The following is a 22,293-nucleotide window of genomic DNA, read 5'->3' on the forward strand; positions in this document are numbered from 1 at the left end:
CGCATGGGCTCAGTGGCCGCCGTTGGCTTCTTCCTTGGCCAGGCGGTCGGTCTCGCGCTCGTACGACCGGGCGATCTCCGCCTCGGCCTCGGTGCGACCGACCCAGGAGGAGCCTTCGACGCTCTTGCCGGGCTCGAGGTCCTTGTAGACCTCGAAGAAGTGCTGGATCTCCAGCTTGTGGAACTCGTTCAGGTGGTGGATGTCGCGCAGGTGCTCGAGGCGCGGGTCGTTCGTCGGGACGGCGAGGACCTTGTCGTCCGGGCCCTTCTCGTCGGTCATCCGGAACATGCCGATCGCGCGGCAGCGGATCAGGCAGCCCGGGAACGTCGGCTCCTGGACGAGGACGAGCACGTCCAGCGGGTCGCCGTCCTGGCCGAGGGTGTCGTCGATGAAGCCGTAGTCGGCCGGGTACTGCGTGGCCGTGAACAGGGTCCGGTCCAGCTTGATGCGGCCGGTCTTGTGGTCGACCTCGTACTTGTTGCGCTCCCCTTTGGGGATTTCGATCGTGACGTCGAACTCCACGCCTGTCCTCACTGCTTCTTGATAGGTCCCGGCATCCCCTGCGTCGCAGGCGGCAACCTTCATGACTGTCTTGACGTCTCCTAGTGTGGACTACGCCCTGCGTCGGGGTCGCATCGATGTCGGCCTCGCGGCATGTGAGCTTGGCCCCTTCCGGGGCAGGTGAGAAGGAGTGGTGGGTGCCGGAAAACGACCAGCCGATGTGGCCGTCGTCGGACGAAGACGGCTCGTCGTCCGGTGCGCGGGAGACCACGCCGATGGCGCTGCCCGACCCGCCGGCGAGCGCTCCGGACGAGCCCGGCGTGCCCAAGGTCACAAGCAGTGAGGCGCCGAAGGGATCGTGGTTCGCGCCGAACGTCGCGCCCGAACCGGTCCCGGGCCTGAACGTGCCCGCGGAGGAGCCGCCGCCCCCGCCGCCCCCGGCGAAGCAGGACCTCGCCGACCGGCTCGGGTCCCGCGAACCGAAGCCGAAGCCCGCCGAGGCCGAGCCGGTCGCGGAGAGCACCCAGTACATCGACGTGAAGCAGGCCGAGAGCACCCAGTACATCGCGGCCGAGCCGAAGCCCGCGGACACCCAGCAGATGGCTCCGCAGAAGACGCCGATCGTGCCGGTGGAGCGCAACGTCTGGCCCGGTGAGCAGCCGGAACGCCACGACGAGCCGCGGTCCGAGAAGCCCGAAGCACAGCCGTGGCGCGAAGAGCTCCAGCACTGGCGCGAGGAGCAGCAGCGCCGCGAAGAGCAGCTGGCCCAGCGCCGCCAGGAGCCCCAGCAACCCCAGCAGCAGCGATCCGACGCGCCCTGGGCGCAGCGCATCGACGTGCCGGAACGCACCGCCGAGCCGGCCGAACGGCGTCCCGGGCTGCCGCCGGAGCCGCCGCGCGGGGTCGTCCCGTCGGCGTCCGCCGGGTCGCTGGCCCGGCCGCAGCGGATCGAGCCGGACGGTCAGCGGTTCGACGCCGAGGCGACCGTCGGGATCGAGCGGCCCACCCAGTTCCCGGGCGCCTTCCAGCAGCAGCCCCAGCCCCGCAACGAGCCGCCCGCGGAGCCGCCACCGCCCCCGGCCGAGCCCGCGGCCGCCGGGGAACCGCCGAAGAAGCGCCGCAAGGGCAAGGTCATCGCCATCGTCGCGGTCGTCGTGCTCCTGCTGGCCGGCGGCGGGGTCGCCGCCGCGATGCCGAAGGTGTCGAACCGCCTCGGCCTGCCGTGGGCCCCGAACGCGCCGAAGGGCGACAGCCCGGACCCGGTCGCGGCCACGCGCCAGCTGCAGGGCCCGGACCCGGCGGGGAAGGCGCCCACCGCGAACGGCGTCAAGTCGGTGCTGGCCGGCCCGGCGGGCAACAGCGCGCTGGGGCAGCTCAACGGCAGCGTCGTCGACCCGGTGACCGGCACGACGCTGTGGGACCACAGTGCGTCGACCGCGGTGACCCCCGCGTCGACGACGAAGGTGCTCACGACAGCCGCCGCGCTGCTGGCGATGGACCCGAACACGCGGCTGTCGACGAAGATCGTCCAGGGCGCCGACCCGGGCACGGTGATCCTGGTCGGCGGCGGCGACGTCACGCTGACCGCGCTGCCGCTGGGCACCGAGTCGCCGCTGTACCCGGGCGCCGCGCACGTCGACGACCTCGTCGCGCAGGTGAAGAAGGCCAACCCGGACGTCAAGAAGGTGCAGGTCGACCTCAGCCTGTTCAAGGGCGCGACGACCGCGCCGGGCTGGGCCGCGGGCGACGCGCCGTCGACGTTCGCCACCCAGATCGGGTCCGTGATGGCCGATGCCGGGCGTCAGGACCCGAAGAACAACAACTCCCAGCGCGTGCCCAACGCGGGCAGCGCGCTGGCAGGGACGATCGCGTCGAAGCTCAGCGCGTCGGCGGGCGGCCAGGCGACCGCGCCGAAGGACGCGAAGGTGCTCGCCGAGGTCAAGTCGGCCCCGCTGACCGAGCTGGTCAGCGACACGATGGAGCTGTCCGACGACGTCCTCGCCGAAGCGCTCGCCCGGCAGGTCGCGCTGGCGACCGGCCAGGAGGCGACCTTCGCGGGCGGCGCGGCGGCGACCATCAAGGTGCTGAAGGACCACGGTTTCGACACCGCCGGCGTCAAGCTGTCGGACGGCAGCGGCATCTCGACGGAGAACAAGATCCCGGCGAAGCTGCTGACCCAGCTGATGGCGGCCGCGGCGGCCCCGGACGGCAAGAACCCGAACACCGGCAAGCTGCGCGCGATGCTGGCCGGCCTCCCGGTGGCGGGCGGCTCGGGCACCCTCGCGGACAAGCGGTTCGAGACGCCGGCGTCGCAGGCCGGCCGCGGCTGGGTGCGCGCGAAGACGGGCACGCTGACCGGCGTCAACACGCTCGCCGGCCTGGTGCTGGACCAGGACGGCCGGGTGCTGGTGTTCGCGTTCATGTCCAACGGCTCCGACCAGCAACCGGGCCGGGACGCGATCGACGCCCTGGCCACCAGCCTGCGCAAGTGCGGGTGCTCGTAGAACCGTACGAAGATCGTGGCCGGAAACCGACCTGGGCCGGGTAGCGTCGGAAGGGTGAGTCAGGAAACCGAGACCCGGCCCATGGTCGACTGGGCGCTCGCCGCGCAGACGGGCGCGCTGCTCGTGCGCGGCGGTCCGCAGGTCCCTCGCGAAGAGGCCGAGGCGGCCGTCACCGATCTGCGCGAGCTGACCATCACCGCCGAGGGACACGTCCGCGAGCTGACGAACCTGGGCCTCGACCTGCCGCTGCTGTCCGGCGAAGTCGTCGACCGGCCCGGCTGGGTGCGCTCGGCCGCGAGCGGGCTGGACGCGCTGACCGGGCGTGCGCTGCCGCGGCAGGGCGGGCCGTTCGGGCCGATCCTCGCCGGTGGTGCCGGCGTGCAGACCGGGCTGGTGCTCGCGTTCCTGGCCAGCCGCGTCCTCGGGCAGTACGACCCGTTCGGCGGTCCGGACAAGGAAGGGCAGCTGCTGCTCGTCGCGCCGAACGTCGTCGCCGCCGAGCGCGCGATGGACGTCCCCGGCCGCGACTTCCGGCTCTGGGTCTGCCTGCACGAGTGCACCCACCGCCTCCAGTTCACCGCGGTCCGCTGGCTGCGCGACTACTTCGCCGACGAGGTCGAGCGGCTGGTCGCCGGGCTCGCCGGCGGCGGCTCCGACAGCCTCGCCGACCTCGTCGGACGGCTGCCCGAGGCGATCAAGCAGGGCCCGAAGCTGAACCTCGCCGAGCTGCTCCAGTCGCCGAAGGAACGCGCGGTCTTCGACCGGCTGCTGGCGCTTTCGACGCTGCTGGAAGGCCACGCCGACTTCGTGATGGACGCCGTCGGCCCGCAGGTCGTCCCGAGCGTCGACACGATCCGCGCGCGGTTCACCGCCCGGCGCAAGGGCGGCGGCGTCTTCGACCGGCTGCTGCGCGCGTTGCTCGGCGTCGACGCGAAGATCCGTCAGTACGAAGAAGGCGCGAAGTTCACGAAGCACGTCGTGGACGCCGTCGGCATGGAGGGCTTCAACGCCGTCTGGCGCTCGCCGAACACCCTGCCCTCGCGCGCCGAGATCGCCGACCCGGCCGCGTGGGTCCGGCGCCTGCACGGATGACCGGGCCGGCGGTCGCGGCCGTCCGGCGGGCTGTCCGCGGGTTCCTGGACGCCTTCGAAGCCCCGGACGAGCTGTGCGTCGCGGTTTCCGGCGGCGCCGACTCCCTCGCGCTGTGCGAGGCCGCGGCGTACGTCGGGCACCACCGCGGCCACCGCGTCCGCGCGCTGGTCGTCGACCACGGCCTGCAGGAGGGCTCGGCGAAGATCGCGTCCGACGCCGCCGCGGCCGCGAAGTCGCTGGGCGCCGACGAAGCCGAGGTGCGCCGGACCGAGGTCACCGGCCCGGGCGGTCCGGAAGCCGCCGCGCGCAAGGCCCGCTACCGCGCTTTGGCCGGCCACGACCTCGTCCTGCTCGGCCACACCCTCGACGACCAGGCGGAAACCGTCCTGCTCGGGCTCGGCCGCGGCTCCGGCCCGCGCAGCATGGCCGGGATGCGGCCGCACGACCCGCCGTGGGGCCGTCCGCTGCTCGCCGTCCCGCGCGCGACCACCCGGGCCGCGTGCGCCGAGCTCGGCGTCGAGCCCTGGGAGGACCCGCACAACGCCGAACCGCGCTTCACCCGCGTCCGGTTGCGCACCGAAGTCCTGCCGTTGCTGGAAGACGTCCTCAACGGCGGCGTCGCCGGCGCGCTCGCCCGCACGGCCGCGCAGCTGCGTGAGGACAGTGAGGCACTGGACACAATGGCGGACATGATCTTCACCCGCGCGGGCGGCTCCGAAGGGCTGGATGTAGGCGTCGTCGAAGCCGAGCCCGCGGCGATCCGGCGGCGGGTTATCCGCAGGTGGCTGCTGCAATCGGGTGTGCGCGAGCTCACCGACGGGCACCTCCGGGCGGTCGACGGCCTCGTCGCCCGGTGGCGTGGTCAAGGTGGCGTTTGGTTGCCGGGCAACTTGGAAGCCCGGCGGGCGCATGGCAGGCTCTGCGTCGTCTCCCAACCCACCACCCGAGGGGAATGACCCGTGTACGAGGGCGAAATCGCCTCCGTGCTCGTCACCGAGCAGCAGATCAAGGACAAGATCACGGAGCTGTCGGCGCAGATCGCCGCCGACTACCCGGCCAACGGGCAGGGCGAACTCCTGCTGGTGGGCGTCCTGAAGGGCGCGGTCATGTTCATGACCGACTTCGCCCGCGCGCTGCCGCTGCCGACGCAGCTGGAATTCATGGCCGTCTCCTCGTACGGCTCGGCGACGTCGTCGTCCGGCGTCGTGCGGATCCTCAAGGACCTCGACCGGGACATCGCCGGCCGGGACGTGCTGATCGTCGAGGACATCGTCGACTCGGGCCTGACGCTGTCGTGGCTGCTGAAGAACCTCGCGAGCCGGAACCCGGCGTCGCTCGAGGTCGTTTCGCTGCTGCGCAAGCCGGAAGCGGTCAAGGTGGACGTCCCGGTCAAGTACATCGGCTTCGACATCCCCAACGAGTTCGTCGTGGGCTACGGCCTCGACTACGCCGAGCGCTACCGGGACCTGCCGTACATCGGGACGCTGGACCCGAAGGTGTACACGGCGTAGTTCACCGACCGTTCACCGCAATTACCGGGTTCGCGGAACCCCACGGCCGGAGTTTGCGTCATACGCTCTGATCACGTGCGTTAACCTATGCGAAGACCATTCGTGCCCGCGGTGACCGGGTCGGGGGAACGGGAGAGAGCTCAGATGGGGAACAGCAGCGCTGCCGACGCGAACGCCTTCAAGGCCGCGGCCGCGGCGGGTCAGGTCGGGATCGACCCCGACGCCGCGCAGACCGTGCTGAACAAGATCCGCACCGGCAAGGACGCGGTCGAAGCACTCCTCAGCGGCGCGGGCACGCTCGCGCAGCCGCCGAAGCTCGGCGACAACCCGGTCGGCAACGCCATGGCCGCGAAGTTCGTCCAGCGCGCGGACGGCGGTGGCGACTCCTACGCCGCCGCCCTGCAGAACCTGCTGGACCAGTACTCCGCCGCCGAAGAGGGCATCGTCACGGCGATGTCCCGGTACCACGAGATCGACAACGCCGCCGCCGATCCGTTCCGCAACGCCTGAGTCCTGAGGGGGATCTCGAAGTCATGGCTCCGAACCACAGCGACCAGCCGGCGGCGACCACCGACCCGGGCTCGCTCGTCCCGCTCGGCGACAACTCCACGTCGCAGAACATCGTCGACAACGCCCGCGGCAGCGCCGGCGGCTTCGACATGGGCAGCGACCGCGCGATCGCGAACCCGCCGAACTGGAACGCCCAGGCCAGCCAGCAGCTGTACGAAGGCGCGGTCAACAACAACGACCCCGGCACGGCCGAGGCGACCGGGCACGCCTGGTCGCACCACGGCTCCGAGCTGAAGCAGGCGTCCGACCACCTGTACAACGCGATCTCCGAGCTGGGCAACGCCTGGGTCGGCCGCGGTGCCGCGGGTGCGCAGGGCGCGCTGGTGGCCATCGCGAACTCCGGTTCCCAGGCCTCCGACGCCGCGCACACGATGTCCGACCGGCTCGCCCGGCAGGCCGCGGCGGCCGCCGAGGTCAAGAAGATGCCCGCCCCCAAGGACTACGACCCGAAGCAGGCCATGGCGGCCGCGCTGGCGGGCGGCCCGGCGGCGCTGATCGCCGACCAGAAGGCGCAGGCGGACGCCGCCAACGACGTCAAGGCGCAGCAGGTCGCGTTCTTCAACGCCTACACCAAGGCGATGAGCGAGGTCGACAGCTCGACCCCGAGCTTCGGCCCGGAGTCGCTCGGCATGAAGCCGACCGGTTCGCACAACTCCGTGTCCTTCAACGGCATCAGCTCCGTCGGCAGCACCGGCCCGGTCCAGGGCCTGTCCGGCGCGGGCGGCGCGGTGTTCGCCTCGAGCGGCTCGGGCTTCGGCGGCCACGGCGGCGCGTTCGACGCGCAGCACGCGGCGGTCGGCCCGAACGGCGTCCACGGCGGCGTCGGCGGCTTCGGCCAGGACGCGGCGGCGCTCGGCGGCGACGGCACGAGCGGCCCGGGCGGCACGTCCGCCGGGACGGGTGCGGGCACGAGCACGGGTGCGGGCAGCGTCACCGGCGCCGGGCACCAGGGCGGCGGCAGCCCGCTGAGCAAGATCGGCATGGGCCTCGGCATCGGCGGCGCCGCGGGCGGCCTCGGCGCGCTGGCTTCCCGCGCGCTGGCCAAGGGCGGCAAGTCGGGCGCGAAGGCGAACGACACGTCGCTGGCCTCGGCCGACGGCCAGGGCCAGAGCGCCGCGTCGGCCCAGGCGCCGCAGCAGGGTCTCGTCTCGTCGGCGGGCACCATCGGCGGGCAGACCCCGCCGCCGATGAACCCGGGCATGGGCGGCATGGCCCCGCACGGCGCCCAGGGCGAGCAGGACGAGGAGCACACGCACGCGTCGTTCCTCATCGAAGCCGACCCGGACGCGGCCTTCGGCGCCGACCAGGCGACCCCGCCGCCGGTGATCGGCGCGTGGTCCGAGGACGACGAGAACCGCTGATCCTTCCCGGGCCGGGCACGCCGACGGCGCGCCCGGCCCGTTTTCTCCTGGGGGTGGCTCGATGCCGAACGCTGAGCTGCTCACCCCGGTCGAGGTGGACTTCCTCTGGGAGTCCGCCGGGCTGGGCGAGCTGCCGTACCCGCTGCGCGTCCGTTCGCACGGCCAGACCGTGGACGAGCGGTCGCTGCTGCGGCAGAGGACGCTGGAAGGGCTGGCCGCACGCGGGCTGGCCGACGGCCGCGGCCGGCCGGAACCGCACGTCGAGGACTACTTCGGCGTGCTGGCGCAGGCCGAGCTGAGCCTGGACGCGGTCCAGCTGATCGCCCCGGACGCCGAGCCCCTGCTGGCGATCGCCGGCGTACTGGGCGGCCAGGGCCTGCTGGCGGTCCAGGACACGCGTGGCCTGCACCTGCAGCCGTGCCCGGTGGACGGCCTGGCGAGCGCGATCGTCTCCCTGCTGCCGGGCGCCCCGCGCGGCTCGGAGAAGTCGGTGACGGTCCCGCTGGAGCAGCTGGTCGGCGCGCACGGGGTCGACTTCCTGTCCCGCCGCGCCAACGGCGACGAGCGCGCCTCGGCGGACGAGGACCGCAAGGCGCTGGCGAAGCTGCACGCCCAGCCGAGGCTGCGCGGCGGCCAGATCGCGGCCAACGCGCGGTCCCGCATGGGCGGCCGGACGAGGACGCCGGTGCTGAGCTGGTTCGACACGGAGACGGGCCGGTATTTCACGCAGGCGAGCCAGGGCCGCGACGGCCGAGACTGGATCACGATCGCCCCGGCGGACGCGGCGACGTTGCGCCACCGGCTGGGCGAGATGCTGGCCGGGGCCGCGCAGACGAGCACAGTCTGACGGCCGCTCCGGCGCGAGGGCTTCGGCCGGCTAAGCCGCGCCTCTGCCTCTGCCCCTGCCGCGCCCGCGCTCCTGCGCGGGCCGTCGGCCGCCGGGGGCTGGTCGGGCTCGCCCGCTCGCGCGCAGGCCTCTGGCCGCCGGGGAGGCTCAGCTTCACCCCGCCCAAGCGATGTCCTTCCGCACCCGGGGTGCCGGCAAAGTCTGCGGCCGCTTCGGCGACCCGGAACGCCGACTTCGCCGGCCCCTGCCCGCCGCCGGGCCGTACCGCGGCCACGGCCATCCCCGGCCTCTGCCAAGATCGGGCTCCGGCTTTCTCCGAGCGTGCGTGATCCGGCGATCCGTTTTTGTCGGTGCCGCGGGCTACGCTGAGCAAGAGTCCGAACCGGGAGAGTAGTGATGCAAGAGTTCTTCTCGCCGCTCGCGTTCGACTTCCTCTGGGAGTCGGCGCAGGTCGGTGAGCTGCCGTACCCGCTGCTGGTCAGGTCGCACGGCGCGACCGAAGACGAGCGCGTCTCGCTGCGCCACCGCGTGGACGCGGAGCTGAAGGCCCGCGGCGTCCGCGATCCGCGCGGCAGGCTCGCGCCGCCGATCGAAGACGCCCTGCAGCTGCTGGCCTTCGCCCCGCTGACCATCGACGCCCTGCACATCCCGCAGTTCGAGGCGCCCACCATCGGCGTGCTCGCGGCGGCCGACGACACCATGGGCGTCCTCGCGGTGCAGGACGCCGACGGCATCTGGCTGCGGGACGTCCCACCGGACGGCCTGGTCTCCGCCGTCGTCGGCGTGCTCCCGGCCGGGCCGCGCGGGAGCGAGGCGTCGGTCACACTTCCGCTGGACGACGCCCTGCGCACCGCGCCGATCCGGGTGCCGGTCTCGCTCCCGTCGAACCCGGCGGAGGAGCGCGGGAAGGCACGCCGGACACCGCTGAGCGAGCGCATCACCGCCGACCCGCGGGAGGCCTACGGCCGGATCTCCGGGCAGCCGCGGCAACGCGGCGGTCAGCTGGCAGCGAACAGCCGTTCGCAGGTCGGGGCCAAGCAACGGTCCCGGGTGCTGGCCTGGTTCGACACCGCGACCGGGCGGTACCTCAGCCTCTCCCGCGCAGGTACGGACGGCCGCGAGTGGGTCACGGTCGCCCCGGCCGACCCAGCGACGCTGCGGACCCGGCTGGGCGAGATGGTGAGCAGTGTGTCCGACGGCACGCGCTAGCGTGAACACCGTGGACGCCGGCCGGGAACCCGGGCGCGGTATCGCCCGTTGACCTGCGAGAGGCTCACAGGGGATGAACGCGGCAGCGGACGGTACCCTGATGGGACGGGTGTCCAGGCACCGGGTTGTCAACATCGTGATGGCGGGTATCACAGGAGCCGCCCAACCAGGGAGGGTCGAGGCCACCAGGGCCGAGTCGTATGAACCGGAAGAGCGTGCTCAGGAACCCACTGCTGTGGATCGTCGCGGGGTTGCTGGCGTTGTTCGCGTACAACACGATCTTCGACAGTGATCGTGGGTACACCCAGGCACCCATCTCGGTGGCGAACTCCCAGATCTCCTCGAACAACGTCAAGGAAGCCAGCCTCGAGGACAAGGAACAGCAGCTCAAGCTGCTGCTGTCCAAGCCCATCGACGTGGACGGGCAGCAGGTCACCCAGATCATTTCGCAGTACCCCTCGGACGCCACCCGCCCGATCTACGACTCGTTGATCGCGGCGAAGACCGGCGGCCAGCCGATCAAGTTCACCACCAAGGTGACCCAGCAGGGCGTGCTGACGCAGATCCTCATCTTCGCCATCCCGCTGGCCCTCGTCCTGGGCCTGCTGATGTGGATGATGAACAACGCCCAAGGCGGCGGCAACCGCGTCCTCAACTTCGGCAAGTCCAAGGCCAAGCAGCTGAACAAGGACATGCCCAAGACGACCTTCGGGGACGTCGCGGGTGCCGACGAGGCCGTCGAAGAGCTGTACGAGATCAAGGACTTCCTGCAGAACCCGGCGCGCTACCAGGCGCTCGGCGCGAAGATCCCGAAGGGCGTGCTGCTTTACGGGCCGCCGGGTACCGGTAAGACGCTGCTCGCGCGAGCCGTCGCCGGCGAGGCGGGCGTGCCGTTCTACACGATCTCCGGCTCGGACTTCGTCGAGATGTTCGTCGGTGTCGGTGCGTCGCGTGTGCGTGACCTGTTCGAGCAGGCCAAGCAGAACGCGCCGTGCATCATCTTCGTCGACGAGATCGACGCGGTCGGCCGCCAGCGCGGCGCCGGCCTCGGCGGCGGCCACGACGAGCGCGAGCAGACGCTGAACCAGCTGCTCGTCGAGATGGACGGCTTCGACGCCCGCGGCGGCATCATCCTCATCGCGGCCACCAACCGGCCCGACATCCTGGACCCGGCGCTGCTGCGCCCGGGCCGGTTCGACCGGCAGATCCCGGTGTCGGCGCCCGACCTGCGCGGCCGCAAGGCGATCCTCGAGGTGCACGCCAAGGGCAAGCCGATCGCCCAGGGCACCGACCTGAGCAGCCTGGCCAAGCGGACCGTCGGCATGTCCGGCGCCGACCTGGCGAACGTGCTCAACGAGGCCGCGCTGCTCACCGCCCGCCAGAACGGGCACGTGATCACCGATGCGGCGCTGGAGGAGTCGGTCGACCGCGTCGTCGGCGGCCCGGCGCGCAAGAGCCGGATCATCTCCGAGAAGGAGAAGAAGATCACGGCCTACCACGAGGGCGGGCACGCGCTCGCCGCGTGGGCGATGCCGGACATCGAACCGGTCTACAAGCTGACGATCCTGCCGCGCGGCCGCACGGGCGGGCACGCGTTGCTCGTCCCCGAGGACGACAAGGACCTGATGACCCGCTCCGAGATGATCGGGCGGCTGGTCTTCGCGATGGGTGGCCGCACGGCGGAGGAGCTCGTCTTCCACGAGCCCACCACCGGGGCGTCGTCCGACATCGAGCAGGCGACGAAGATCGCCCGCGCGATGGTCACCGAGTACGGCATGAGCGCCCGGCTCGGCGCGGTCAAGTACGGCCAGGAGCAGGGCGACCCGTTCCTCGGCCGCTCGGCCGGCCGCCAGGCGGACTACTCGCTCGAGGTGGCGCACGAGATCGACGAGGAGGTGCGCAAGCTCATCGAGACGGCGCACACCGAGGCGTGGCACGTGCTCAACACCTACCGCGACGTGCTCGACGAGCTGGTCATCGAGCTCCTGGAGAAGGAGACGCTGACCCGCAAGGACCTGGAGCGGATCTTCGCGACGGTCGAGAAGCGCCCGCACATCACCGTGTTCAACGAGTTCGGTGAGCGGACGCCGTCGGACAAGCCGCCGATCAAGACCCCGGGCGAGCTGGCGATGGAGCGTGGCGAGCCGTGGCCGCCGCCGGAGAAGGAGAAGCCGGTCCTGAAGCCGGAGCCGACCCCGGTCGGCACCGCCCAGGGCGCGGGCGACCTGCCCGGTGGTCCGCCGTACCCGTCGCCGTCGCCGGTGGACCCGAACGCGAACCCGTACGCCCCACCGCAGCCGGGCGCCTACCCGAACGGCGGCCGTCCCTACGGCGGCCCGAACGGTGGCCCCAACGGGACGTCGCACTGGCCGCAGAGCTACAGCGGCCAGCAGCCGGGCAGCTACCCGCCCGGCCAGAGCGGCCCCCCGAACTACGGTGCCCCTCCGGGCTGGACGCCCGCGACCTCGCCGGGCGGTCAGCCGGGCCAGTCGTGGCGGCCCGGTGGTGAAGAACGCCCTCGTGAGCACGGCTGGTTCGCCGACCAGGCGGGCAACCAGCAGAACGAGGGAGAACGACGTGACGTGGATGGACCCGAAAAGCCCCAGTGACGCCGTCGACCGCCCGGCCTTCGACCAGGACCGGGCGGAGAAGGCGATCCGCGAGCTTCTTCTGGCGTGCGGCGAGGACCCGGAGCGGGACGGTCTCAAGGAGACCCCCGCCCGGGTGGCCCGCGCGTACCACGAGATGTTCGCGGGCTTGTACACCGAGCCGGACGCGGTCCTGGACCGGACTTTCGACGAGTCGCACGAAGAACTCGTGCTGGTCACGGACATCCCGATGTTCAGCCAGTGTGAACACCACCTCGTGCCGTTCCACGGCGTCGCGCACGTCGGGTACATCCCGAACGCCGCCGGGAAGGTCACCGGGCTGTCCAAACTGGCCCGGCTCGTCGACCTCTACGCCAAGCGCCCGCAGGTCCAGGAGCGCCTGACCTCGCAGGTCGCCGACGCCATCGTGCGGAAGCTCGAACCGCGCGGCGTCATCGTCGTGATCGAGGCCGAACACCTCTGCATGGCCATGCGCGGCATCCGGAAGCCCGGCGCGCGCACGACCACGTCCGCCGTGCGCGGGCAGCTGAAGACCTCGCCGTCGTCGCGGGCGGAGGCGCTCGACCTGATCAAGGCGCGCCGGTGAGCGTGGGGCTTCCCGCTCCCGGCCGGTGCGTCGTGATGGGCGTGCTGAACGTGACCCCCGATTCCTTTTCGGACGGTGGCCGCTACCTCGGGCTCGAGCAGGCCCTGGAGCACGCGCGCGAGATGTGGGCGCGCGGCGCCGACCTGATCGACGTCGGCGGCGAGTCGACCCGGCCGGGTGCGGCGCGGGTGGACGCCGACACCGAAATGCAGCGCATCCTGCCGGTCATCCGCACCCTCGCCGGCGAGGGGATGGCGCTGTCGGTCGACACGACCCGCGCGGCCGTCGCCGCCGCGGCGCTCGAAGCCGGGGCGCACATCGTCAACGACGTCTCGGGTGGGCTGGCCGATCCGGACATGGCGCGCGTCGCCGCGGACAGCGGCGTGCCGTGGGTGCTGATGCACTGGCGCGGGCACAGCAAGGACATGCAGGCGCTGGCGTCCTACCAGGACGTCGTCGCCGACGTGCGCGCCGAGCTGCTGTCCCGAGTGGACGAAGCGCTCGCCGCCGGCGTCGCCGAAAGCGCGATCGTGCTGGACCCCGGCCTGGGCTTCGCGAAGAACGCCGAGCACGACTGGGCATTGCTGCGCGGGCTGGATTCGCTGCTCTCGCTGGGTTTTCCGGTGCTCGTCGGCGCGTCCCGCAAGCGGTTTCTCGGTCGGCTGCTGTCCGAAAAGGACGGGACACCGCGGCCGCCGGACGGCCGTGAGGACGCCACCGCCGCCATCTCCGCGCTCGCCGCGGCCGCGGGCGCGTGGGGCGTGCGGGTGCACGAGGTCGGGGCGTCGCTGGACGCGGTCGCCGTGGCCGCCGCTTGGTGGAAGGGTTCCCCGGATGTCTGACCGGATCACGCTGACCGGCTTGCGCGTGTTCGGCCGCCACGGCGTGTTCGAGCACGAGAAGCGCGACGGCCAGGAGTTCGTCGTCGACGTCACGGTGTGGCTGGACCTCGGGCCGGCCGCCGCGTCGGACGACCTGACGAAGACGCTGCACTACGGCGAGCTGGCCGAGCTGGCGGCGGGGATCGTCGCGGGCGAGCCGTACGACCTGATCGAGAGCGTCGCGGGCAAGATCGCCGACGAGGTCCTGCGCGACGAGCGCCTGGGCGCGGTCGAGGTGACGGTCCACAAGCCGTCGGCACCGATCCCGCTGACGTTCGACGACGTCGCGGTGACGGTCCGGCGCGACCGGTGAGCCGCGCGGTGCTGTCGCTGGGCTCGAACCTCGGCGACCGGCTCGGGTACTTGAAGCTCGCGCTCGACGCGGTGCGGCCGGCGCTGGTGGCGGTGTCGAGCGTGTACGAGACGAAGGCGTGGGGCGTCGAGGACCAGCCGGACTTCCTGAACGCGGTGTGCGTGGTCGACGACCCGGCGCGCGACCACTGGGCGTGGTTGCGCACGGGCCAGGCGGCCGAGCAGGAGGCGGGCCGCGTCCGCGAGCTGCGCTGGGGGCCGCGAACCCTGGACGTCGACGTGGTCACGGTGGACGGCGTGCGGTCTGACGACCCGGAGCTGCTCCTGCCGCACCCGGGAACGCCGGACCGCGCAAGCGTGCTGGTCCCGTGGGTGGAGATCGACCCGACAGCGGTCCTGCCGGGCCACGGCCCGATCGCGAAACTGCTGAAGGCCCGCCCGGCGGACGAAGTGGCCACGGTCCGCCGGACGACCCTCGAACTGCGCTGACACCGGGCCTGTGGGCAACCTCAGGACCCTGTGGACAACTCGCCTGCGCGGACCCGGAACTGTCGGCCCTCGCGAGTAACGTTGAAACCGGGGGTCCCCCAGCGGCCGGGGGTAGGAAAGATGGCCTATCGGTGAACCGGAGGTGGCCGTTACGGCTCACCTCCAGCCCGTCGCCGAGTTGCCTTCCCCGTGCGGTCAGCCGCGCAATGCGTCGATCATGAACCGGACCGCCGGCTGGGCCGTCGGCACCGGCGGCCACCCGTTGATCGTCGCCAGCAACTGCCAATACCTCTCCGCCCGCGGGTCGCCGCTGACCTCGAACCGGTCCGCCATCTCACGGCGGAACTCCGGCGACGCCGCATTCTGGTCCGGCCGAGCCGTCGCCGCCGCGATTTCCGCCGCAAGCGTTTGCCCCACCTCCGACGTGGGCGCTTCTCCCGCCGCCACCGCCTCTTCGGCCCGCGAGACCCAGCTCGGCCAGTTGGTCTGCCAAGCGTCCGAAGGCTGCTGGAACTCGCCCGACTTGATCTGCGCCGCCTGCGTCTCACTCATCCCGCGGATCAGCGCCCGGAACGACGGGTCCTGCACCAGCTCGGCGAACTCGATCCACGCCTCCAGCTGCTCCGGCGACGGGTCGTCCGGCAACTCCGGCTTGCCCGAACGCATGCGCTCGTAGAACGCCGAGTCGATCTCGAGCCCGGCGACCATCTCGTCCCAGAACTCGTCCACCAGGCGCTTGCGCTCTTCGTCGGACATCGACGCGAGACGGTTCATCAGTTTCACTTCCTCCAGCTCGGAATCACGCTTGGCCACCGCGCGCAGCACCGCCCGGCGCAGCCGCAGGCGCCGGATCTGCTCGTCCAGCGCCTCAACGTGCCGGGTCGCCAGCTCGCCGACCGTCGACGACTGCGTCAACGCCGCCGAGACGTCGGCGAGGCCCAGCCCCAGCTCGCGCAGGGTGCGGACCAGCTCGAGCCGGGCCATCGCCGCGGCGTCGTAGAGGCGGTAGCCGGCGTCCGTCCGCTCGGTCGGGGGCAGCAGGCCCTCGTCCGAATAGAAGCGGATCGTCTTGACCGGCAGGCCGGTCCGCCGGGCCAGCTCGCCGATGGTGAAGGTCGCGGTGGTGCCCACAAGACGCATCTTCAACTCTCCAGTCGGTGGAGAGTCAAGCCTTGCACGGTACGGTTGGTTCATGCACTTCACCCGGCCTCGAGACCTGGTGGTGGCCGGGCTGCTCGGCCTGGTCCTCGGCTACCTGCTCTTCGTCGTCGCGTACGGCTCGCTGCCGCAGCTGCCCACGTTCGCCGGTGTCACCTTCGCCGTGCTGGCCGTCGTCGAGGCCGGGCTCGCCCTCTCCATTCGCTCCCGGATCAAGAACGGCCGGGTCGTTGCCGCGATCGGGATCGCCCGATCGGTGGCGCTGGCGAAGGCTTCGTCACTCGCCGGAGCGTTCATGGGCGGCGCCTGGCTGGCCTCGCTCGCCTACGTTTTCCCGCGACGTGACGAACTCGTCGCCGCCGTGCTCGACACGCGGGCCGGCGTGGTCGGCGTCGTCTCGTCCGCGGCCCTGGTAGCAGCGGGTTTGTGGCTCGAGCACTGCTGCCGGACCCCGCGCGACCAAGACCGCGAGCACACCCGCGGGACGACCGGTTAGCGCTGGAATCCCACCGCTCGCGGGACCGAGTAGGTCTCGTTCGGATTACGAGCAGGTACGGTGTCAGGCATGACCGGCGTGGGTGACGACTCGCGCGGCCGCCTACTGGGCAGGCCGTGGCTCGTCGTCGGATTCGTCCTCGCCATCGGAGCCACCCTCGCACTGGTGCTCAGCGACGATCTCCGCTACCTCCGGCTCGGGATCGTCGCCGCCCTCTGGGCCGCCCTGATCGGCGCTTTCCTCGCCGTGAAGTACCGCAAGCACGCGGCACAGAGCGAGGACGCGGTTTCCGAGGCGCAGGCTGTGTACGAGCTGGAGCTGGAACGCGAGATCGCGGCCCGGCGCGAATTCGAGCTGGAGGTGGAGGCCGAGAACCGCACGGCGGCCGACTCCAAGGGCCGCGAGGAGCTGGAGGCGCTGCGCGCCGAGGTGTCCGCGCTGCGCGACAGCCTCCAGTCGCTGTTCGGCGGCGAGGTGCTGCTCGAACGCGTCGCGCTGACCGCGCAGGCGACCCGGATGCGCAAGCTCTCCGACGAGAACCGCATGATCCCCGACGCCGCGCCGAAGAAGCGGCCCGCTCAGCTGATGGCGGGCAAGAAGCCGGCCGAGCCGAACGAGCGGCCGACCGAGCTGATCGACCGCGTGCTCGACGAACGGCGCCGCAAGGCGTCGAACGGGAAGCCCGCGAACGGCAAGGGCCTCGGCAAGGGCAAGGGCTTCGGCGGCAAGCCGGTCCCGAAGACCCCCGCGAACGTCTCCGTGCAGAGCACCCAGCAGATTTCGCGGCCGGCGCCGTTGAGCGAACGCCGTCCGCCGGTGCCGTCGGTCGACCCGGCGCTGAACGCCGCGCAGCGCGAGCTGAAGGCCGCCGAGCTGCGCGCCGAGGCAGCCCGTCGTCAGGCCGAGTCGCAGCCGATGCGGCTGCCGAAGCCCGAAGAGGTCGCGAAGCCCGAACGCCGTCCCGAGGCCGCCGTCGAGCCGACGCGCCAGGTGCCGCGGCCCGAGCCGAAGACCGAGATCCGCCGCGCGCCGGAGCCGAAGACGGAGATCCGCCGTCCCGAGCCGCCGCCCGCGCGCCGGGCGGAGCTGTCGCGGCCGGCGATGCGCCCCGCCGAGGTGTCGCGATCGGACCTGCCGCGCGTCGAGGCGCCGCGCCCGGGCGAGGTGTCGCGGTCGGACATCCCGCGCGTCGAACGGTCCATGTCGGACATCCCGCGGGTCGAGCGGTCGATGCCGGCGATCCCGCGGGTGGAGATGTCACGTCCGGACATCCCGCGCGTCGAACGGTCCATGACCGACATCCCGCGTGTGGAGCGGTCGATGCCCGCCATTCCGCGGGTGGAGAGGTCCATGACCGACATTCCGCGCGTCGAGCGGTCGATGCCCGCGATCCCGCGCGTCGAGATGTCGCGCCCGGACCTGCCGCCGGTCGGGAACGGCCAGCGCAAGGCGCCCGAGCCCCCGCGGCCGGCGCCCGCCCGGCCCGCCCCGCCGGTGAAGCCGTCGGAGATGTCGCGGTCGGACCTCCGGCCGGTGACCGACCTGAGCGCGGCCTTCCAGAACCGCGACGACTTCGCCGAGCGCCAGCGGCCGAACCGGCCGAAGCCGCCGGAGCCGAAGGCCCCGCCGATGCCGCGGGACGCCCAGGCGTCGCGTCGCGACCTGCCGGTCGTCCCGCCGACGACCCCGGTGCCGAACAACCCGCCGGCCGCGCGGCAGCCGTCGCGCACGAACCTGCCGCCGGTGGTGCCGCCGACCACGCCGGTCCCGGCCGCCGACGGGCGCCGTCCGTCGCGGCTGGAGCAGTTCTCGCGGGCGGACATGTCGCCGATCCTCGACGAGCCGGCCTCGCGCCACGGGGGTTCGCACCGCGCGCCCGCCGAGGCCGCCCAGGCCGACGCGCCGATGGCGAACCCGACGCTGCCGGAGTCGGTCCGCAACTACCAGGGCCGCTCGGGCGGCCGCCGCCGCAAGCCGGACGAGTCGCAGCAGATGCCGGCCGTGCCCGCCGCGCCGCCGGAGCCGACGGGCGGTGGCCGCCGCCGTCGCCCGGACGGCGAGCCCCCGGCGTGGGAGGGCATGGTCGCCGAGCGGGCGTCGATGTCGCGCCGCAACATGGCCCCGGTCGACCCGGCCGAGGTGGAGCAGAACGGCAACGGCCACAACGGCGCGAGCAACGGCCACGCCCGCAACGGCCGCCGCGCGGCCGAGGCGCCCCCGGCCGGCGGTTCGCACACGGCGGGCCGTTCGGTGAGCGAGCTGCTGGCCGCGAACGGCGGAACGGGCTCAACGCCCCGCCGCCGTCGCCGCGCGGAGGACTGACCCCGGCGCAAGCCAGGACCCAAGCGCCCCAAGGCGGCCTTGGTTGCGTCTGACGCACCGAAGGCCACCTTGGGTGCGCGAGACGCAACCAAGGCCACATTGGGGCGCACCCGGGCACCCGGCGAGCAGCACCCCGCGCGCCCGCGTGGGCGGACGGCGCGCCGTGTGTGCCAGGTGGCGTTCCTCTCTCTGTCCGGTCTGCGTAGGGTGACCGGCTGTGAGCGGAACCCTCTCGCCCGCGACGGGACTCGACCGGGGACGGCGGCCTCGCCGGATCACCGTGCTGCTGCCGGTGCTCGGCCTGATCGTGGTCGCCCTCTGCGGCCTGTTCCTCTTCGGCCTCGCCACCGCGCGGGTCGGCCCGCTCGCCGTCACCATCGGCGTCCTCGCCGCACTCGTGCCGGTCGCGGGCGTCGTCGCCGGGTTCCTCTGGGTCGACCGCTGGGAGCCCGAACCGGCCAAGTTCCTCCTGCTCGCCTTCGCCTGGGGCGCCTGCATCGCGACCATCACCGCGCTGCTCATCAACACCACCGCCGAAGCCGTCGGCGACGAGCTCCTCGGCAAGGGCAGCGGCAACACCATCGCCGCGCTCATCTCGGCGCCCGTCGTAGAAGAGGCCGCGAAGGCCCTCTTCGTCGTCCTCATCCTCTGGCGCCGGTCCACCGAGTTCGACGGCGTCGTTGACGGCGTCGTCTACGCCGGGTTCAGCGCCGCCGGGTTCGCGTTCACCGAGAACATCTACTACTTCGGCCGCGCGTTCGCCGACTACGGCTTCGGCGACGGCCACAGCCAGGGCGTCATCACGGCGTTCTTCCTCCGCGGCGTCCTCGCGCCCTTCACACACCCGCTGTTCGCCGTGCTCACCGGCATCGGGATCGGCATCGCCGCGCGGACGACCACGAAGGCGATGCGGGTCGTCGCGCCCATCGCCGGCTACCTGGCCGCCGTCTGCCTGCACGCGCTGTGGAACAGCGCCGCGCTGCTCGGCGGCTCGAAGTTCCTCACCGTCTACTTCCTGATCATGCTGCCGCTGTTCCTCGGCGTGGTCTACCTCGTCGTCCTGCAACGACGGCGGGAGCAGCGCATCATCGCGGCCGCCCTGCCGCACATGGCCGCCGCGCGGTGGATCGCGCCGTCGGAGGTCGACCTGCTGGCCAGCCTGCCCGGGCGCCGGGCGTGGCGGCGGCAGGCGAAACGGCAGTCCGGCAAGCGCGCCGCGAAGGCCGTCGCCGTCTACCAGGCCAGCGTGACCGAGCTCGCGTTCCTGGACCGCCAGGAGCTCACGAGCGACGGCGACCGGCAGCGCCAGCAGGAGCTGCTGCGCACGTTGAAGGCCGCCCGCGCGGAGGCGACGCGCCTCGCCGACGAGGCCGCCCGAGGGTGACCCGGTCCGGGTGAAGCTGGTCACCCGGGCTCAACGCTTCCCGCTCAATCGAGTTAGTCTCGCGCCGTTCGTCCGGTACCCGGAAAGGGACTGGAACGAGAGCAGAGGGAGTCTGCCAACCATGAGCGTCCACAGGCGCACGCCATGATGAGGCCCGCTCGCCTGGCGGTCGGCGTCGTCTCCGCCGGCCGGGTGGGCAGCGTGCTCGGCGCCGCACTGGGCCGGGCGGGGCACACCGTGGTCGCCGCGTCGGGGCTGTCCGCCGCGTCGCTGGCCCGTGCCGAACGCCTCCTCCCCGACGTGCCCCTGCTGCCGCCCGACGAAACCGTCCGCCAAGCGGACCTGGTGCTGCTCGCCCTCCCCGACGACGCGCTGGCCGGCATGGTCCGCGGGCTCGTCGCGACCGAGTCGCTGCGGCCCGGCCAGATCGTCGTGCACACCTCCGGCGCGCAGGGCATCGACGTGCTCGCCCCCGCGGCCGAAGCCGGCGCGCTGGCGCTCGCGCTGCACCCGGTGATGACGTTCACCGGCCGCGAAGAGGACCTCGAGCGGCTGGCGGCGTGCAGCATCGGCGTCACGGCGGCAGCGGACGACGAGGCGGCCTGGAACGTCGGCGAGGCGCTCGCGGTCGAGATGGGCGCCGAGCCGGTGCGCATCCCCGACTCCGCGCGAGCGCTCTACCACGCTGCGTTGACCCACGGCGCGAACCACCTGATGACGCTGGTCGCCGACTGCGCGGAAGTCTTGCGGGAAGCGGGAATCGGGCACTCCGAACGCCTGGTGGCACCACTGCTTTCGGCGGCGTTGGATAATGTGCTGCGACACGGCGACCGCGCCCTCACCGGGCCGGTCGCGCGTGGCGATCTCGGCACCGTCCGCAAGCACCTCGCGGTGCTGGCGGACCGGGCGCCGGAGGTGGAGCCGGCCTACCGCGCGCTGGCCAGGCGCACGGTGGCGCGTTCGACGGCTGCCGGGCTGCTGGACACCGCGGCCGCCAAAGACCTCACCGAACTCCTCGACGATCCCGCCGAAGGGCAGCAAGACCAGTGACCACACCGAAATTCAGCCGCGGCACGTTGAACACGTTCGCGTCGCCGGAGCAGATGAGCCAGGTCAGCCGGGCCCTGCACGGCGTCGGCCGCAAGCTGGCGCTCGTGCCGACCATGGGTGCGCTGCACGCCGGGCACCGCGAGCTGATCCGCCGCGCGAAGCGGCTGCCGAACAACGTCGTGGCCACCTCGATCTTCGTCAACCCGCTGCAGTTCGGCGAGGGCGAAGACTTCGAGGCCTACCCGCGTCCGCTCGAGGCCGATCTCGCCGTCCTGGGCGAGGACGGCGTCGAAATCGCGTTCACGCCCAGCGCCGACGCCCTCTACGGCGAGGGCGCGGTCGTGACCGTGCACCCGGGCCCGCTCGGCGACGAGCTGGAGGGCGCCGTCCGGCCCGGCCACTTCGCCGGCGTGCTGACCGTCGTCGCGAAGCTGTTCAACCTGCTTCGCCCCGACTACGCGCTCTTCGGTGAGAAGGACTACCAGCAGCTGGTCCTGATCAAGCGGATGGTGCGCGACCTGAACATCGACACGCACGTCATCGGCGTGCCGACCGTGCGCGAGCGCGACGGGCTGGCGCTGTCGTCGCGCAACGTCTACCTGACGCCCGAACAGCGCGAAGACGCCGTCGTCCTGTCGGCCGCCCTCACCGCGGGGGCGTTCGTCGGGCGCGACGGTGCGGACGCGGTCATCGAGGCCGCGTCGAAGACCCTCGCCGCGCGGCCCGCGGTCGAGGTGGATTACCTGGAGTTGAGGGGAACCGACCTCGGGCCCGCGCCCGTCGATGGTGAAGCACGACTGTTGATCGCGGCCCGGGTGGGGAGTACCCGGCTGATCGACAACGTTCCAGTGTTGCTCGGCGCCGCTGTCGAGCACCCGGAGCGGCTGGACGCAGGGGAATAGGAGTCCACGATGTACCGCACCATGCTCAAGTCGAAGATCCACCGCGTCACCGTGACCCAGGCCGACCTGCACTACGTCGGTTCGGTGACGGTCGACGAGGACCTGATGGAGGCCGCGGACCTGCTGCCGGGGGAACAGGTGTCCATTGTGGACGTCACCAACGGCTCGCGGCTGGAGACCTACGTCATCAAGGGCGAGCGCGGCAGCGGCGTGCTCGGCATCAACGGCGCCGCGGCGCACCTGGTGCACCCGGGCGACCTGGTCATCCTCATTTCGTACGGCCAGATGGACGACGCCGAAGCCGCGACGTACGAACCGCGCGTGGTGTTCGTCGACGCGGACAACCGGATCGTCCACCGGCACGCCGATCCCGGCTACGCGCCCGAGGGTTCCGGGCTGCTGTCCGGCACGGTGACGCTGCCGCCGGAGGAGGAGACGGCGGTGTTCCCGGTCGCGGAGACGGCCGACGCCCGCCGCCTCGACGCGCTGCTGCACGCCGAGAGCTGACG

At 72.4% G+C, this 22,293-nt stretch carries 21 protein-coding genes; 19 read left to right on the top strand and 2 right to left on the bottom strand.

The annotated features are described in order from the left end of the window. Positions 1-9: 9 nt before the first annotated feature. A complete protein-coding gene (locus ACIQWX_RS08775; protein ID WP_370969222.1) occupies positions 10-522 on the bottom strand; it encodes an inorganic diphosphatase in 513 nt (170 codons plus the stop codon). 176 nt (positions 523-698) lie between these two features. Between ACIQWX_RS08775 and dacB the strand changes: the two genes are divergently transcribed. The 13 genes from dacB to folK all read left to right on the top strand — a co-directional run bounded on the left by dacB (position 699) and on the right by folK (position 14,472). Further along, positions 699-3,005, top strand: a complete 2,307-nt coding sequence (gene dacB / locus ACIQWX_RS08780) for a D-alanyl-D-alanine carboxypeptidase/D-alanyl-D-alanine-endopeptidase (RefSeq protein WP_400867388.1) — start codon at positions 699-701, stop codon at positions 3,003-3,005. Between the two features lie 81 nt (positions 3,006-3,086). Continuing rightward, positions 3,087-4,097 carry a zinc-dependent metalloprotease gene (locus ACIQWX_RS08785; protein WP_400869470.1) on the top strand — a complete coding sequence of 337 codons (1,011 nt, stop codon included), beginning with the start codon at positions 3,087-3,089 and terminating at the stop codon, positions 4,095-4,097. Beyond that, complete coding sequence (gene tilS / locus ACIQWX_RS08790) at positions 4,094-5,053, top strand: tRNA lysidine(34) synthetase TilS (RefSeq protein WP_400867390.1); 960 nt, start codon at positions 4,094-4,096, stop codon at positions 5,051-5,053. The genes ACIQWX_RS08785 and tilS overlap by 4 nt, the downstream gene beginning before the upstream one ends. Positions 5,054-5,056: 3 nt before the next feature. Further along, a complete protein-coding gene (hpt, locus tag ACIQWX_RS08795) occupies positions 5,057-5,608 on the top strand; it encodes a hypoxanthine phosphoribosyltransferase (RefSeq protein ID WP_086671409.1) in 552 nt (183 codons plus the stop codon). A 144-nt stretch (positions 5,609-5,752) separates the two neighbouring features. Next, positions 5,753-6,118: a hypothetical protein gene (locus ACIQWX_RS08800; RefSeq protein ID WP_160695415.1), complete on the top strand. Its 366-nt coding sequence runs from the start codon at positions 5,753-5,755 to the stop codon at positions 6,116-6,118. A gap of 23 nt (positions 6,119-6,141) precedes the next feature. Next, positions 6,142-7,539 carry a hypothetical protein gene (locus ACIQWX_RS08805; RefSeq protein WP_400867393.1) on the top strand — a complete coding sequence of 466 codons (1,398 nt, stop codon included), beginning with the start codon at positions 6,142-6,144 and terminating at the stop codon, positions 7,537-7,539. Between the two features lie 61 nt (positions 7,540-7,600). Beyond that, positions 7,601-8,386, top strand: a complete 786-nt coding sequence (locus tag ACIQWX_RS08810) for an ESX secretion-associated protein EspG (protein ID WP_400867395.1) — start codon at positions 7,601-7,603, stop codon at positions 8,384-8,386. 393 nt (positions 8,387-8,779) lie between these two features. Beyond that, positions 8,780-9,595: an ESX secretion-associated protein EspG gene (locus ACIQWX_RS08815; RefSeq protein WP_400867397.1), complete on the top strand. Its 816-nt coding sequence runs from the start codon at positions 8,780-8,782 to the stop codon at positions 9,593-9,595. 200 nt (positions 9,596-9,795) lie between these two features. Next, the gene (ftsH, locus tag ACIQWX_RS08820) at positions 9,796-12,204 is read left to right on the top strand and encodes an ATP-dependent zinc metalloprotease FtsH (protein WP_400867399.1); all 2,409 of its coding nucleotides are present in this window, start codon (positions 9,796-9,798) and stop codon (positions 12,202-12,204) included. Further along, on the top strand, positions 12,182-12,790 hold the full coding sequence (gene folE / locus ACIQWX_RS08825) for a GTP cyclohydrolase I FolE (RefSeq protein WP_400869473.1): 609 nt from the start codon (positions 12,182-12,184) through the stop codon (positions 12,788-12,790). Before ftsH ends, folE begins: the two co-directional genes overlap by 23 nt. A gap of 35 nt (positions 12,791-12,825) precedes the next feature. Continuing rightward, positions 12,826-13,632: a dihydropteroate synthase gene (gene folP / locus ACIQWX_RS08830; protein WP_400869476.1), complete on the top strand. Its 807-nt coding sequence runs from the start codon at positions 12,826-12,828 to the stop codon at positions 13,630-13,632. Continuing rightward, the gene (gene folB, locus ACIQWX_RS08835) at positions 13,625-13,984 is read left to right on the top strand and encodes a dihydroneopterin aldolase (protein ID WP_400867401.1); all 360 of its coding nucleotides are present in this window, start codon (positions 13,625-13,627) and stop codon (positions 13,982-13,984) included. The genes folP and folB overlap by 8 nt, the downstream gene beginning before the upstream one ends. Continuing rightward, positions 13,981-14,472, top strand: a complete 492-nt coding sequence (gene folK, locus ACIQWX_RS08840; RefSeq protein WP_400867403.1) for a 2-amino-4-hydroxy-6-hydroxymethyldihydropteridine diphosphokinase — start codon at positions 13,981-13,983, stop codon at positions 14,470-14,472. Before folB ends, folK begins: the two co-directional genes overlap by 4 nt. 195 nt (positions 14,473-14,667) lie before the next feature. Here folK and ACIQWX_RS08845 read toward each other — a convergent pair whose 3' ends face one another. Continuing rightward, complete coding sequence (locus tag ACIQWX_RS08845) at positions 14,668-15,603, bottom strand: MerR family transcriptional regulator (protein ID WP_400867405.1); 936 nt, start codon at positions 15,601-15,603, stop codon at positions 14,668-14,670. A 61-nt stretch (positions 15,604-15,664) separates the two neighbouring features. Between ACIQWX_RS08845 and ACIQWX_RS08850 the strand changes: the two genes are divergently transcribed. The 6 genes from ACIQWX_RS08850 (at position 15,665) to panD (ending at position 22,291) form a co-directional block, all read left to right on the top strand. Further along, on the top strand, positions 15,665-16,126 hold the full coding sequence (locus tag ACIQWX_RS08850) for a DUF3180 domain-containing protein (RefSeq protein ID WP_400867407.1): 462 nt from the start codon (positions 15,665-15,667) through the stop codon (positions 16,124-16,126). Between the two features lie 69 nt (positions 16,127-16,195). Beyond that, the gene (locus tag ACIQWX_RS08855) at positions 16,196-18,448 is read left to right on the top strand and encodes a DUF6779 domain-containing protein (RefSeq protein WP_400867409.1); all 2,253 of its coding nucleotides are present in this window, start codon (positions 16,196-16,198) and stop codon (positions 18,446-18,448) included. A 280-nt stretch (positions 18,449-18,728) separates the two neighbouring features. Next, positions 18,729-19,832, top strand: coding sequence for a PrsW family intramembrane metalloprotease (locus ACIQWX_RS08860; RefSeq protein ID WP_400869479.1), 1,104 nt, complete (start codon positions 18,729-18,731; stop codon positions 19,830-19,832). Positions 19,833-19,922: 90 nt separating this feature from the next. After that, positions 19,923-20,882 carry a Rossmann-like and DUF2520 domain-containing protein gene (locus ACIQWX_RS08865; RefSeq protein WP_400869482.1) on the top strand — a complete coding sequence of 320 codons (960 nt, stop codon included), beginning with the start codon at positions 19,923-19,925 and terminating at the stop codon, positions 20,880-20,882. Further along, positions 20,879-21,784, top strand: a complete 906-nt coding sequence (gene panC, locus ACIQWX_RS08870; protein WP_400867411.1) for a pantoate--beta-alanine ligase — start codon at positions 20,879-20,881, stop codon at positions 21,782-21,784. Before ACIQWX_RS08865 ends, panC begins: the two co-directional genes overlap by 4 nt. Before the next feature lie 9 nt (positions 21,785-21,793). Beyond that, entirely contained in the window at positions 21,794-22,291 is a 498-nt protein-coding gene (gene panD / locus ACIQWX_RS08875) for an aspartate 1-decarboxylase (protein ID WP_400867413.1), read from the top strand. The last annotated feature ends 2 nt before the right edge of the window (positions 22,292-22,293 follow it).

The sequence above is a fragment of the Amycolatopsis sp. NPDC098790 genome, assembly GCF_044759945.1.
In the GTDB taxonomy this organism is placed as follows: Bacteria; Actinomycetota; Actinomycetes; order Mycobacteriales; family Pseudonocardiaceae; genus Amycolatopsis.

Excerpts from the sequence above, each read along its gene's own strand:
- panD (WP_400867413.1), top strand. The coding sequence starts at position 21,794 with ATGTACCGCACCATGCTCAAGTCGAAGATCCACCGCGTCACCGTGACC.
- tilS (WP_400867390.1), top strand. The coding sequence starts at position 4,094 with ATGACCGGGCCGGCGGTCGCGGCCGTCCGGCGGGCTGTCCGCGGGTTC.
- ACIQWX_RS08805 (WP_400867393.1), top strand. The coding sequence starts at position 6,142 with ATGGCTCCGAACCACAGCGACCAGCCGGCGGCGACCACCGACCCGGGC.
- ACIQWX_RS08850 (WP_400867407.1), top strand. The coding sequence starts at position 15,665 with ATGCACTTCACCCGGCCTCGAGACCTGGTGGTGGCCGGGCTGCTCGGC.
- folP (WP_400869476.1), top strand. The coding sequence starts at position 12,826 with ATGGGCGTGCTGAACGTGACCCCCGATTCCTTTTCGGACGGTGGCCGC.
- folB (WP_400867401.1), top strand. The coding sequence starts at position 13,625 with ATGTCTGACCGGATCACGCTGACCGGCTTGCGCGTGTTCGGCCGCCAC.
- folE (WP_400869473.1), top strand. The coding sequence starts at position 12,182 with ATGGACCCGAAAAGCCCCAGTGACGCCGTCGACCGCCCGGCCTTCGAC.
- ACIQWX_RS08785 (WP_400869470.1), top strand. The coding sequence starts at position 3,087 with ATGGTCGACTGGGCGCTCGCCGCGCAGACGGGCGCGCTGCTCGTGCGC.
- ACIQWX_RS08855 (WP_400867409.1), top strand. The coding sequence starts at position 16,196 with ATGACCGGCGTGGGTGACGACTCGCGCGGCCGCCTACTGGGCAGGCCG.
- ACIQWX_RS08810 (WP_400867395.1), top strand. The coding sequence starts at position 7,601 with ATGCCGAACGCTGAGCTGCTCACCCCGGTCGAGGTGGACTTCCTCTGG.
- ftsH (WP_400867399.1), top strand. The coding sequence starts at position 9,796 with ATGAACCGGAAGAGCGTGCTCAGGAACCCACTGCTGTGGATCGTCGCG.
- ACIQWX_RS08800 (WP_160695415.1), top strand. The coding sequence starts at position 5,753 with ATGGGGAACAGCAGCGCTGCCGACGCGAACGCCTTCAAGGCCGCGGCC.